We start from the raw sequence: 14102 nt of genomic DNA, 5'->3' as shown, positions 1-14102 counted from the left end.
GTCCGGGGCGCCCGGTGGTGGGCCGGGTGCCCCGGGGGGTGGGTCAGCGGACGCCGAGGAGGTGTTCCATGGCGAGCTGGTCGAGGGCTTCGAAGGCCATGGAGCGCTCCGCTGCGGCGGTGGCGTCGAAGTTCTCGTAGGCGGACCGGTCGGCGAGGAGGCTCTTGAGGCCGTCGTCGGCGGTGGGCTGGGCGAGTTCGTCCAGGCGGGAGGCGGTCAGGGCCTGCTGGACGGCGGGGTCGGCGCGGAAGGCGAGGGCGCGTTCCTTGAGGATGAGGTAGTTGCGCATGCAGTTCTTCGCGGATTCCCAGACGCCGTCGATGCCGTCGGTGCGTACGGGCTTGAAGTCGAAGTGGAGGGATCCGGTGTAGTCGGAGGTCTCCAGGAGGTCGACGAGCCAGAAGGCCTGGCGCAGGTCGCCGGCGCCGAAGCGGAAGTCCTGGTCGTACTTGATGCCGGACTGTCCGTTGAGGTCGATGTGGAAGAGCTTGCCGGCCCACAGGGCCTGGGCGATGCCGTGGGGGAAGTTCAGCCCGGCCATCTGCTCGTGGCCGGTCTCCGGGTTCACGCCGACCATCTCGGGGCGCTCGAGGCGCTCGATGAAGGCCAGGGCGTGGCCGATCGTGGGCAGGAGGATGTCGCCGCGGGGCTCGTTGGGCTTGGGCTCGATCGCGAAGCGCAGGTCGTAGCCCTGCTCGGTGACGTAGTCGCCCAGCAGGTCGAAGGCTTCCTTCATCCGGTCCAGGGCGATACGGACGTCCTTCGCGCCGCCGGACTCGGCGCCCTCGCGGCCGCCCCAGGCGACGTAGGTGGTCGCGCCGAGCTCGGCGGCCAGGTCGATGTTGCGCATGACCTTGCGCAGCGCGAAACGGCGTACGTCGCGGTCGTTCGCGGTGAACCCGCCGTCCTTGAAGACCGGGTGGGTGAACAGGTTCGTGGTGGCCATCGGGACCTTCATCCCGGTGCGGGACAGGGCGTCCTTGAACCGGCCGATCAGCCGGGCGCGCTCCGTCTCGGAGGACCCGAACGGGATCAGGTCGTCGTCGTGGAACGTCACCCCGTGCGCACCGAGCTCCGCGAGCCGCTCGACCGACTCGACCGGGTCCAGCGCGGGACGTGTCGGCTCACCGAACGGGTCGTTGCCACGCCAGCCCACGGTCCACAGACCGAACGTGAACCTGTCCGCAGGGGTGGGAGTGAAGCGGTCCGACATTGCACAGCCTCTTCGTCGACGTGGGGCCCGGGCGACGGATCTGCCGGACCTGCCAATTTGTTTGCTTGCAGTACTAATACGCCATTCCGACGATGGTTTCCAGAGCATTTCCGTGACGTTGCCATCACGTGGCGTCAGTATTGCTGCTCCAAGGTCACTCTCCGCGCTCCAGTTACTCGGGCAAACCGGGAATTCTCGAGGCTCGACGCCCCTGTCGGTCGTATTTGTTTTGTGTACGATCAAAAATGAGAGGACCCGCAGCCGCGCTCGTCGCAGGCGTCCGGACGTCCCGCAGTCCCGCACCACCTGATCGGTTAAGGACCACCCCCATGAAGTTCACCGACGGCTTCTGGCAGTTGCGCAGCGGTGTGCACGCCTCGTACGCCACCGAAGTCCGCGACGTCCGCCTCGACGACGACCACCTCGCCGCCTACGCCGCCGTCAAGCGCGTCGAGCGCCGCGGCGACACGCTGAACGCCCCGCTGATCACCGTGGACGCGTACGCCCCGGCCGAGGGCGTCATCGCGGTGCGCCTCACCCACCTCGCGGGCAGGCGCCGCAAGGGCCCCGACTTCGAGATGCCGGGCGCCGCGGCGCAGTCCGCTGCCACCACCCGGACGCGGGGCGCAACCGCCGAGCTGACCAGCGGGCCGCTCACCCTGCGGCTCCCCACCGAGGGCGCCTTCGGCCTGGAGTTCCTCGACGGGGACGGCCGGATCCTGACCACGGCGGGCCGCAAGGGCAGTGCCTTCGCCACGGTCGAGGACGGCGGCCACCACATGCTCGCCCAGCTCGCCCTGGGGGTGGGGGAGACCGTCCACGGTCTCGGCGAGCGCTTCACGCCGTACGTGAAGAACGGCCAGGCCGTCGACATGTGGCAGGCCGACGGCGGCACCAGCAGCGAGCAGGCGTACAAGAACATCCCGTTCTACCTGTCCTCGCGCGGCTACGGCGTCTTCGTCAACCACCCCGGCAAGGTCTCCTTCGAGGTCGGCTCCGAGGCCGTCGGCCAGGTGCAGTTCAGCGTCGAGGACCAGACGCTGGAGTACTTCGTCATCGCGGGTCCCACGCCGAAGGACGTCCTCGCGCGCTACACCGCCCTCTCCGGCCGCCCGGCCCTGCCCCCGGCCTGGTCGTTCGGCCTCTGGCTGACGACGTCCTTCACCACCTCGTACGACGAGGCCACCGTCACCTCCTTCGTCGACGGCATGGCCGAGCGCGGGATCCCGCTCAGCGTCTTCCACTTCGACTGCTTCTGGATGCGTGAGTACCAGTGGTGCGACTTCGAGTGGGACCCGGCGGTCTTCCCCGACCCTGAGGGCATGATCGCCCGGCTCAAGGACAAGGGCCTCAGGATCTGCGTCTGGATCAACCCGTACATCGGGCAGAAGAGCGCCCTGTACGAAGAGGGCGTCCGCGAGGGCTACTTCGTGAGGACCCCCGAGGGCGACGTCTGGCAGTGGGACAAGTGGCAGGCCGGCATGGCGCTGGTGGACTTCACCGACCCCGCGGCCACCGCCTGGTTCCAGAGCAAGCTGAAGGTCCTCCTCGACCAGGGCGTCGACGGCTTCAAGACCGACTTCGGCGAGCGCATCCCCACCGACATCGTGTGGCACGACGGCTCCGACCAGGAGCGGATGCACAACTACTACACCCACCTCTACAACAAGGCCGTCTTCGAACTCCTGGAGAAGGAGCGCGGCCAGGGCGAGGCCGTCCTCTTCGCCCGCTCCGCCGCCGCCGGCGGCCAGCAGTACCCGGTCCACTGGGGCGGCGACTGCTGGTCCTCCTTCGAGGCCATGGCAGAGTCCCTGCGCGGCGGCCTCTCTCTGTCCCTGTCCGGCTTCGGCTTCTGGAGCCACGACATCGGCGGCTTCGAGGGCACCCCCGATCCCGCGGTCTTCAAGCGCTGGCTCGCCTTCGGCCTGCTCTCCTCGCACAGCAGGCTGCACGGCTCGTCGTCGTACCGCGTGCCGTGGGAGTTCGGCGACGAAGCGGTGGACGTGGCCCGGCAGTTCACCCGGCTCAAGCACCGCCTCATGCCGTACCTGTACGGCTCCGCGGTCGAGACCCACCGCACGGGCGTCCCGATGATGCGTCCCCTGCTGCTGGAGTTCCCGGACGACCCCACGGCCCGGGTGGCGGACCGGCAGTACCTGCTGGGTCCGGACGTCATGGTCGCGCCGGTCTTCTCCGAGGACGGCACCGTCGAGTACTACGTCCCCGAGGGCACCTGGACCCACTTCCTCACCGGTGAGACGGTCACCGGCCCGGTCTGGCGCCAGGAGAGCCACGGCTTCGACAGCCTTCCGCTGCTGGTCCGCCAGGGCGCGGTCCTGGCGCTCGGCGCCGACGAATCCCGGCCGGACGGCGAGTGGCTCGACGACCTCGAACTCCGCGTGTACGCCCCTGCCGGTACGGGCGACTTCACCCGCACGGTGACCGTCCCGGACCGCACCGGCGCGGTGGCGGCGACGTACGAGGTGACCTGCGAGGGCGGCGAGGCCCGCGTCACGACGGACACCGACCGGCCCTGCACCGTCACGGTCGTGGGGGAGACGGCCTGACCGACCTCACCCCCTCGGCCCCACCACCCCCGGCGGGCAGCCGGAACGCCTGAGCGAAGGCGCTTCGGCTGCCCGCCCGTGCGTGTGAGGCGGTTGCGCACCGAGGAGAGCGACCGCGTGCCGCTCCCTGCCGCGGACGGTTCCGGCCGCTGGTCGTGTGGGCCGGTGCGGCGGGGTTCCGGCCGCTGGTCGCGCGGGTCCTGCGGTCAAGCGGACGGGCCCCGAACGCATTGTCACAGGCGGCGCCTAGAGTCTCTCCCACTCGTCACGGTGCGTTGCCGTCGACGGGTCCAGTCAGCGTGCCGCCGGACGGGCGGCGTCCGGAACAACGGGGAGATCAGCGCATGGGGTGGGTACCGGCGGGCGACTACGAAGTCGCCCTGGAGGCGGGCACGGTGGTGTGCCGCAACGGGAAGGGCCGGCGGCTGAAGTCCGTCCCGGCCAAGCTGAAGGACGACCCGGCGGTCATCGGACTCCGGCAGCTGACCGAGTGGCTGGAGCGGCACGAACGCCGGTGCCTGACCGACGTCGAGCAGTGGATGGTGCGTTCGCTGCCCGTCCCCACGGCCGTGCTCGCGCGGGTCTGGCCCGACCCGGCATGGCAGGCCGCCCTGCGGGACGTGGTGGTCACCGGCGCGGACGGAGGGGCCGCGGGCTTCCTGCGCGACGTCGACCCCGAGCGCGGTCTCGGCCTCGTCGACCTGGACGGCGACACCGTCCGCATCACACCGGACATCGTCAGAGTGCCCCACCCCGTCCTCCTCGACGACCTCGACGACCTGCGGGAGTTCGCGGTCGAACTGGAGGTGCGCCAGAACGTGGAGCAGCTGTTCCGCGAGGTGTGGCACCGCCCGCCCGGCCTCGCCCCCGACGCCACCTCCGTCGACACCTACGCCGGCGGCGTGTTCAAGGAACTGCGGTTCCTGCACGGTCGGGTCACCCAGCTCGGGTACCGGTCGCGCGGCGGGTACGCGGTCTGCCCGGTCGTCGAGGACGGCGCCACCGCGGAGGCCCGCATCTGGATCGGTGAGCACGACGGATACGACGAGTACGGCACGGAGACGGGCTCCCTGGGCTGGACCGACCCCGCTGGGCGCGCCCTGACGGCCGCCGAGGTCGGACCCGTCACATGGTCCGAGGGCATGCGCATGGCGGCGGCGCTCTACGCCGGGCGCGACGTGGAGAACGAGGAGCGGGCGGCATGAGCAGCACGACGACGAACACCGGCGTGAACACGCAAGCACCGGGTACGGCGCCCCTCCCCGCGCAGGCGCGGGGCGAGGGCGCCCGCGCCGAAGAGGCCCGCGCCGCCGCTCTGCTGGACGCGGGCGCGGTCCTTCCCGCCGGTACCACCGACCGGGACGACGCCGACGCGCTGACCGCCCGCACCTACACCCACACCGCCCTCGGCGACCGCCCCGTGGTCCGGCTCGTGCCCGGCACGCTCGGCGAGGCCGAGGACCTGGCCCTGGAGTTCCTCGGGCTGGCCCGGACCACCGAGGCCCCCGTCGTGGGCCAGGTGCGCCGCGAGACGCTGGGCTTCCCGGCCTGGGCCCTGGTCAACGACCCGGCCAACGGGCACCACGCCCTGGCCCTGGTCAAGGACATCGAGCGGCTGGGCCGGCAGGCCAGGACCCGCGCCGGAGCGGCCAAGGAGGGCTTCGACGCACTCGGCACCCGGCTCGGCCGGGCCGTACCCCACTTCCTCCCCACCTACTACGAGCAGGTGGCGCGCCTCTTCCTCGAAGCGGAGAACACCACCTACGCCGCCTCCTTCTTCGGCAAGGCCCGCGAGGCCGAGCGCGTGCACGGGCTGGTCGTGGACGAGGACCGGCAGCGGGCCGTCTTCCTGGAGTTCGCCTTCGCCGGCGCCCTGACCGTCAAGGCGCTGCGGCAGTACGTGCGGGACCTGGTCGCCCGGCTCGCACCGCTGGACGCCTGGGCACAGTTCCGCCGTCTGCTGGTCGAGCGCTGCGCCGCCGGCATGCCTCCGTACGCCGCGCTGCCGCAGGACGTCCGCGCGCTCGTCAAGGCCACCGGGCTGGACCGCGAGGCCGCCGAACGCGACCTGGTCGCCGACCTGGTCGACTCCCCGGGAGTCGTCCGCGCCCCCGCCTCGTTCTGGGCGGCGTACCGCTCCGCCCTCGTCACCCTCGCCCGACAGGACGCGGCCGTGCGCGCCCGGCTCCTCGGCTTCTTCCCGGAGACCTTCGGCGAGAGCAGCCGGGAACCGGAGAGTGATCACGGCTGGCTCGCGCTGCTGGCCGAGTCCGGCGCCGAGGACCTGCTGACGGCTCTCCCCGGCACCTCCCGTTCCGCCGCCTCCGGTGACTCCTCCGTCTCCCCGGCGGACTGGCTCGCCCGCTGGGAGGCGCACCGCCGGCGCAACCGGGCGACCGCCGGCCGCAGCCCGCAGACCCTCGACCTCGCCGCCCGGATGGTGGACCGGCTGCGCGCCGACGGGCGCGCCGTCGAGCTCTTCCAGGGCCGCTGGCTGCGCACCGCCGACCTGGACCTCCTCGACCTCTTCCTGGCCTCCGGCGTCCCCGTCGCCGAGCCGGACGAGCAGGACACCGGCACCGCGCAGCGCTCCGGCCTCGCCCTCGGCCCGTGGCTCACCGACACCGCGCCCGGAGCACGGGATCTCACCGCTGTCGCCGGACGGCCGGTCTTCCGTGCCCTGCTGAGCAGGACCGTCGGCGACCTCGGCGGCGGACGCGGCCAAGGGCTGGGCGACACCGGCATGGCGAAGCTGGCGGCGCACCCGGTCCTCTCCGTGATCCTGCGGGAGTGGCTGACCGCCTGCGCCGAGGAGTACACGGCCGCGCAGGGCCTCCCCGGTCTGCGGGCCGCTCTCGACAAGCTCTCGCCGTACCGCGCCGTGGTCACCGAGGTCGCCCCCGATGCGGTGCGGCTCCTGACGGGGCACGACGTCGTCCCGCTGCTCGCCTCGACCCTGCGTACCGGCGTCCTGGACGAACTGGGCTGGCCCGCGCTGGACGAGACCTACACCGAACTGGCCGAGGAGGCCGCCGCCACGCGCCAGCGGCGCAACCGTTCGGAGGGCGTCGGTGTCACCGGTGCCTGGCCGGCGCTGATCCTGAACACCGACGAACGGGCCGTCGTCGTCGGCCCGGAAGGCGTTCTGCTGCGGCACACCCTGCGGATGCCCGCCACCGTCGACCAGTGGCGGACGCCTGCCTTCCGTTACGTCGACGGAGAGTTGCTGGTCATCTGGTGGGAGGAAGGCAAGCAGCGCGGCTACTGGTCGCACCGCCCCGCCGAGGTGTTCACCGTGGGCGGCGAGCAGGTCCCCCGCTGGGGCGGCTCCAGTCCCTCGGACGCGGTGTGCCTGCCGCTGCCCGGCGGCGGCCGCGCCACCGGCGGCAAGGCGCTCCACGCGGGCGACACCTCCCTTCCACCGCAGCGGGCCGTCCTCTCGGACGGCACCGGCCACTGGCGGGAGGGCCACCAGGGCACGCAGCAGGTGTGGCTGGAGTACGACCCGGTCACCGGCACGCACGGCCGCGCCTCCCTGCCCGCCTTCCTCCGCTCCGGGGTGCGGGACGGCACCCGGCTCCTCACCGAGCACTGCCAGGTGCTGCCCCTCCAGCCCGGTCTGGAGGGGACTCCGTTCGGCACGGACGGCACGGTCCTCGGCCGCTGGGTCCGCCGCACGGTCGCCGAACCGGGCGCGCCCGCCCCCGCCGACGGGCACCGGATCGCCGTGGGCACCCCCGACGGCCACACGGTGACCCTGCCGCAACCGCTGTCCGGCGGCTTCCCGGTGCCGCTCGGCGCCCTCACCCTCCCCGGCGGATCACGCCCCGTCATGGCCCTGGACCGGCGGATCGTCGAGGCCTACCCGGCGGACACGGAGGGCACCGGCGGAAGCCTGTGGTCCGTCACTCTGGGCTCCTCCGGCGGAGGAGACGTCGCGGGCACCCCCTTCGTCCCTCCCGTCGCCTACTGGCACGCCCTGCGTCCGAGGGACGAGCGGGGCTCCACCGCCCTGCGGAACCTGACGGACTCCCGGGCGGAGGAGCTGTTCAACGAGGTCGCCGCCGCGGTCACCCGGCACGCCGAGGCCTTCCGCGCCGTCCAGGAGTACACCGGGCCCTCGTCGCACGAGCTGAGCCGCGACGCGGTCGCCCGGGCGCTGCCCGAGGTGTCGGACGCGCGGCTCCTCGCGGGTGTCACCGCGCTCGTCCGCAACGCGGTGGACCGGCTTGTGGCGGCCGCCCGTTACCTGGAACCGCCCAAGCCCGTCGCCCCCCGGCGCACCGCCCGCACCCAGGGCATGTTCTTCGACCACTCGCCCGAGCACGGCGACGACACGACGCTGCTGCACGCCACCGCCTGGGGCACCGAGCGGATACACGGCGGCTGGTGGGGAGGCGGGAGCCGCTGGACCGTGATCCAGCAGATGCTCGCCGTCAACCACGTCCTCGGCGGTGAGCCGGCGTTCGGCCCGCCCGTGCAGTCCAAGGTTCCGTTCGTCCCCGTGGACGGCTGGCAGCGGGACGAGTGCACCGTCCCCGGTCAGTCCGCGGACTGGACCCGCCTGCTCGGCATGGTGCCCGAACTGGCCTACCGGGCCGCCTCGGCGACGACCTCGGCCGAGCACCGGGCCGGCCTGGTGATCCTGCTCGAGGCGCTCGGTGAGGGCCCGTTGGCGGACCCGGCGGGCACGGTCCGCCAGGTCACCCTCGTCGAGCCGTACGTCGCCGCGACGACCCGGCAGACGCGCCCCGAGGCCGTGCACCGCCTCGGCCAGGTGTTCCGCAAGGGCGCCCGCACCGTCGTGGTGCTCGCCGCGCGCGGCCGGAACCACGGGGACGACTCGGCACGCTGGCTGGCCCTGGACCACGACCCCACCGGATCCTTCGGTGCCGTCGCCGGTTTCACCCTGGACCACGAGTACGTTCACGGGCAGGGCATCGCCCGGGACCGGCTCTCCCGGCTCACCACCCTGGTACGGGAGGAGGGGCCGGCTCCCTGGCGTCCCGAGGCGGCCGAGGCCTTCCACACGGCCACCGGGATCGGCCCCCTCCAGTCCGCCGCCCTGGTGTCGGCCGCCGTCGGCGAACCGGGCGCCGAGGCGCTCGCCCTGCTCGGGGTGAAGACCCGCGCCTTCGAGGCGGCCCAGGCCAGGCTGAACGCTCTGCCCGGCGCCGACCGTCACGCCCTGCTCCAGGCACTCCTGCCCGCCGACCCGGCCGAGCTGTGGTCCACCGGCCCGGACGTCCGGGCCGCCGCCGAGGTCTGGCAGGCGCGCCTCGCATCCCTCGTCCGCGTCCCCGAGGAACTGGACCTCGACCTGTCGGGCACCACCCCCGGTGCCGTCGAACAGATCCTCAACCCGGACTCCCGGACCTGGCTGCACCGAGGCACTCCGGTCGAGGACGGCACGGGCCGGCCGAGCCTGCGCCGGGTGAGCGCCCACGGAGCGCTCTCCTCCGCCCTGACCGCGCTGCGGACCCTCGCCTACACGCTGCCGTACGGGCACCCCCTGCGGGCGCACCTGCCCGAAGGGCTCGCGGCCCTGCGCCGGACCCTCGCCGATCCGGACCTGGTGCTGGACCTCGGGCTGGACTGGACCGAGGACGGCAGCTCGATCGGACCAGTCGTCCGGTCCGCCCACCAGCTTCCCGAGTCCGGCGGCGCGGGGCCCGACGGCCTGGTCCGGGCCGGTTCGGCGCTGTTCCTCGCCGCCGGCCACGGCACGAACGAGAAGCTGCTGATCCGCCCGGCCTGCCTGGAAGGCCCCGAGGACCCGGCGTTCGGACTGATCGAGGGCACCGTCGCGCAGTACCGGGCGGGTGAACTCCGCGCCCTGCGCACCCTGCTGGGCAAGGAGACCGAGGCCCTGGTCTCGGCCGGCGCCCCCGACGGCTACCCGCTCCACCCGGGCCAGGATCCCTCGCGGGCAGTACCGGACCTGGTGGCCGAGGCCGCCGACGCCCTCGGGCTGAGCGCCGACTCAGCCGCCCTGTACCTGATGCTGCTCGCCCTGCCCGACCCGACGGACCGCAACTGCGCCCGCTGGAGCGAGTGGAAGCCCGCACGGATCAAGAGGGCGCGGGCGGAACTCGCCGCCACCGGCCTCGTCGTGGAGGCCAAGCGCGCCCGGGCGGGCCGCACCCTGTTCCTCCCCTGCGGCTGGCTCGAACGCGGCGCCCCCGGCCTGCCGCTGGAGACGTGGAAGGAAGGCCTGTACCCCGTGGCAGGGTCCGCACGGACCCTCCCGGACATCCCCGTGCCTGATCTGTTCGCCGCAGCCTGGGCACGGGCCCGGGGCGGCGACGCCCCCGCCTTCGAAGAACTGGAAACCCGCGCACCCCGGAAGGGCCGCCGCCGATGACGAGCGACACCACGACCACCACGGAGCACACCGCCACGGGCGGGGCCCCCGCCTCGGCGACGCCCCTCGCCGGCTCCTCCGGCAGGGAGAACCGCCAGGTCACCCTGGTCGAGGACCGGTACGCCACCGAGCTGGCCTTCCTCGCCGCCCACGACCCGGGGCCGCGCCCGCCCGGATGGCTGCTCACCCCGCGTGCCGTCGTCACCTTCGTGATGGGCAGCGCGGGCGAGGCGCTCGCGCTGCCGAAGTCCGCGCACCCCGGCGCCGGGGTGCCTCGCCGTCTGGTCATCGAGCAGAAGTTCGTCGGCGAACGCGCCCTGGTCGAACGGTGCGTGGTCACCCTCGCCGGGGAGCGCGGACTGCTGCTGGTGGGCGAACCCGGCACCGCCAAGTCCATGCTCTCCGAGCTGCTCTCGGCAGCCGTCTGCGGGACCAGCGCGCTCACCGTGCAGGGCACCGCCGGCACCACCGAGGACCAGCTCAAGTATGGCTGGAACTACGCGCTGCTGCTCGCCCAGGGCCCCACCGAACAGGCCCTGGTGCCCTCCCCGGTGCTCACCGCCATGACCCGGGGCGCCGTCGCCCGCGTCGAGGAGGTCACCCGCTGCCTGCCCGAGGTCCAGGACGCACTCGTGTCCCTGCTCTCCGAACGGCGGATCGCTGTGCCCGAACTCGCGGGCGGCGCGAGCGCCCAGATGCACGCGGCCCCCGGGTTCACCCTCATCGCCACCGCCAACCTGCGGGACAGGGGAGTCTCGGAGATGTCCGCCGCCCTGAAGCGGCGCTTCAACTTCGAGACGGTGAACCCGATCGGGGACGTGGACGTGGAGACCGCGCTCGTCCGGAGCCAGGCACGGGCGGCCGTCGAACGGGCGGGCACCGCCTACCAGGTGGACGACGCGGTCCTCGAAGCCCTCGTCACCGCCTTCCGCGACCTGCGCGAGGGCCGCTCCGTGGAGGGCTGGGAGGTCGAGCGCCCCTCCACCGTGATGAGCACGGCGGAGGCGGTCTCCGTCGCGGGATCCCTGGGCCTGGCCACGGCCTACTTCCCCGGCGACCGGGACGTGCTCTCCCTCCTGCCCGGCCATCTGCTCGGCGTCGTACGCAAGGACGACCCCGCCGACGCGGCACGACTGCTCGGGTACTGGGACGGACCGGTACGCAGGCGGGCGGAGCAGGGGTCCGCCACCTGGCGCGCCCTGTGGGAGCTTCGCGCGGTGCTGGAGAGCTGACGGATGAGCCAGTCGACCACCCCGGACGCGCGGGCGACTCCGGATCTGCGGGCCGCTCCGGAGCCGAGGGCCACCCCGGACACGCAGACCACTGCCCAGGCATCGCCCACCGCTGATGTCCCGCCCGGCACCGAGGCCCCCGCCGCCGGTGCACCGCGGGGCCCGGAGACCGGGCCCGCCACCCCTGAGGCCGCGGTGGCCGCCCTCGCGGCGGCCGGGCCCGGGCTGCCGTTCCTGATCGGGGTGCGTCACCACGCGCCCTCGCTCGCGGCCGCCCTCCCGGCACTCCTGGACGCGGCGGCCCCCGACGTCCTCCTCGTCGAGCTGCCCGCCGAGTTCCAGCCCTGGCTCGGCTGGCTCGCCCACGAGGAGACCGAGGCTCCGGTGGCGCTGGCCGCCGTGTCCGCCGACGGGGCGGGGGCGGCAGGCGAACGAGGGCCCGCCTTCTATCCGTTCGCGGACTTCTCACCCGAACTGGTCGCACTGCGCTGGGCCGCACGGAACGGCGTCCAGGCCGTGGCCTGCGATCTGCCGCTGGCCGACCGGGCCTGGGCGCAAGGCGGGCCGGACACCGGTGCCCCCGCTCCCTCGCCCCTCCCGGGCACCGGCTCCGAGTCCGTGCCCGGAGAGGGGCAGGGGCTGTCCGCCGCCCTCGGGTCCCGGCTCACCGGCCGCGACGGCGACGACCTGTGGGACCGGCTGGTGGAGGCACCCGCACCGGGTTCGACACCCGAGGCACTCCGCCGTGCCGCCCTCCTCACCGGCTGGGCACTGCGGTACGAGGCCGAGGCGCGCGGCGGTGTCGAGCGCACGGACCTGGTGCGCGAGGCCTGCATGCGCGCACATGTCGCCGAGGCCCTGGCGAGCGGGCGGCGGCCCGCCGTGGTGGTGGGAGCCTTCCACACCCCGGCGCTGCTGGCCCTTGCCCCCGGGGCCGCCGGGGCATCGGCCCCGCGTGACCCGGACACGCCTGCCCCCGTGACCGGCGTGGCCCCGACCGCCGCGTGCACGGTCTCCCTGATCCCGTACACGTACCCACTCCTCGACTCACGGTCCGGGTACCCGGCCGGTATCCGGGACCCGGAGTGGCAGCACACCGTCCTGGAAGCCGCCGGGCGCCCGGCCGCCCTCCACGAGGCGCTGATCCGCACCGCGGTCCGTGTCTGCGCCGCCCTGCGCGAACAGGGCCACCCCTACGGCCCCGCGGACGGCCGGGAGGTCGTCCGGGTCGCCGGGGACCTGGCGCGCCTGCGCGGACTGCCCGCCCCCGGGCGCGGCGAACTCCTGGAGGCCGTACAGACGGTGCTTGGGCGCGGCGAGACCTACGGCACGGGCCGCGCCGTGGCCCAGGCACTCGAACGCGTACTCGTCGGAGCCCGCACCGGACGCCCCGCCCCCGCCGCACCACGCAGCGGCCTGGGCCCGGCCGTCGAGGCCGAGACCGCGACGCTCTCCCTCCCCGGTCCGGGGGACGCGCACGAGAAGACGCCGCGCGACCTCCGGCTCGACCCGGCCCGCTCCACTCTCGACGGACGGCGCGAACTCCTGTTGCGCAGGCTGACGGTGTGCGGCATCCCCTACGCGCAGGAACACGAGGTGACGGGTGCCGCGGGCTCGGAAGGGCTGACGACTCGCTGGCAGGTGCGGTGGACCCCGGCGACAGCCGCGATGCTCACCGCGGCCGGAGCACGCGGAGTCACCCCGGCCCAGGCGGCCGAGGGGGTACTGCGGCAGCGGCACGCGGCCGAGCGCGCGGAAGGCGGCCCGACGGCCGCCCAGGTCGTGCGGGGCCTCACGGAGGCCGCCGAGTGCGGACTCCCCGCCCTGGCCGACGAACGGCTCACGGAACTGGCGGCCGTGCTCCCCTCCAGCGGCACCCTTCCGGAGATGCTCACCGGACTCGACCTCCTGGAACGCATCGACGCGGGTCACCTGCCGGGCATGGCGACTCCTGACCGCCCGTCGGTCTCCGGTTCCGAGGTGATCGACGCCCCGTCGGCTTCCGACGCCACCGATGACCCGGATGCCACCGCTACCGCCCCGGTCACCGCCGCCTCTTCCGCCCGTGCCGCCCGGATCGCACACGTGGCCGAGCTCCTGACCTCGGCGGCGGTCCGCCAGGTCGACGGGCTGACCGGATCGGAGGAGCCCGAGGACGCCCGAGCCCTGCTCGAACTGGCCCAGCGCGCCGACCGGGTGGGCGGCATCCGGCTGACCGACGCCCTCGTCCGGCTGGCCGACCAGGGCACCCCGCTGATCGCCGCGGCCGCCGGAGCGGTCCGGGTCCTCACCGGCCACGAGGAGGCCGAGGTGTTCGGGACGCGCGTCGCCTCCTGGGTGGACGGAGCCGTGGACGGCGCCTCCCGGGCCGCGCTCACCGCCCGCCTCACCGGCGTCCTGACGGCGGCGGGCCCGCTCCTGACGGTCGGGGCAGGGACCCTGGACCCCTTGCTGCACCGTGTCGTCGAGCTGGACGACGCCGCGTTCCTGTCCAGGCTGCCCGCCCTGCGCGGCGGCTTCGACACCCTCGGTCCGGCCGCCCGGGACCGGCTGCTGGACACCGTCGAGGAGAGGCTCGGCGAACGGGTGGACGGCCTCGACGCCGACGACCCCGCCGCGCTGGCGGCCCGGACGGCAGCCGACCTCGCCGCTCGCGCACTGCTGACCGCCCTCGGCCTGCCCGTACCGTCCCCCGCGGACGACGGCCGGCTCCCGCTTCAGCCGGA

The 14102-nt window shown here is 73.9% G+C and carries 6 protein-coding genes; 5 read left to right on the top strand and 1 reads right to left on the bottom strand.

Annotation, left to right across the window (positions count from 1 at the left end):
- Window positions 1-43: 43 nt before the first annotated feature.
- Window positions 44-1213: a xylose isomerase gene (gene xylA / locus B9S57_RS20515; protein WP_103517021.1), complete on the bottom strand. Its 1170-nt coding sequence runs from the start codon at window positions 1211-1213 to the stop codon at window positions 44-46.
- 329 nt (window positions 1214-1542) lie between these two features.
- Here xylA and yicI point away from each other — a divergent pair, with 329 nt between their 5' ends.
- The 5 genes from yicI to B9S57_RS20490 form a co-directional block, all read left to right on the top strand.
- Complete coding sequence (gene yicI / locus B9S57_RS20510) at window positions 1543-3780, top strand: alpha-xylosidase (RefSeq protein ID WP_103517020.1); 2238 nt, start codon at window positions 1543-1545, stop codon at window positions 3778-3780.
- Window positions 3781-4124: 344 nt separating this feature from the next.
- The gene (locus tag B9S57_RS20505; protein WP_103517019.1) at window positions 4125-4985 is read left to right on the top strand and encodes a DUF4132 domain-containing protein; all 861 of its coding nucleotides are present in this window, start codon (window positions 4125-4127) and stop codon (window positions 4983-4985) included.
- The gene (locus B9S57_RS20500; protein ID WP_103517018.1) at window positions 4982-10144 is read left to right on the top strand and encodes a hypothetical protein; all 5163 of its coding nucleotides are present in this window, start codon (window positions 4982-4984) and stop codon (window positions 10142-10144) included. Before B9S57_RS20505 ends, B9S57_RS20500 begins: the two co-directional genes overlap by 4 nt.
- Window positions 10141-11376: an AAA family ATPase gene (locus tag B9S57_RS20495; RefSeq protein WP_103517017.1), complete on the top strand. Its 1236-nt coding sequence runs from the start codon at window positions 10141-10143 to the stop codon at window positions 11374-11376. The genes B9S57_RS20500 and B9S57_RS20495 overlap by 4 nt, the downstream gene beginning before the upstream one ends.
- 3 nt (window positions 11377-11379) lie before the next feature.
- The coding region (locus B9S57_RS20490; RefSeq protein WP_219818576.1) for a DUF5682 family protein at window positions 11380-14102 on the top strand (2723 nt) is incomplete at its 3' end.

Source organism: Streptomyces sp. SM10 (genome assembly GCF_002910915.1).
Classification (GTDB): domain Bacteria; phylum Actinomycetota; class Actinomycetes; order Streptomycetales; family Streptomycetaceae; genus Streptomyces.
This window is presented reverse-complemented; position numbering and strand designations above follow the sequence as displayed.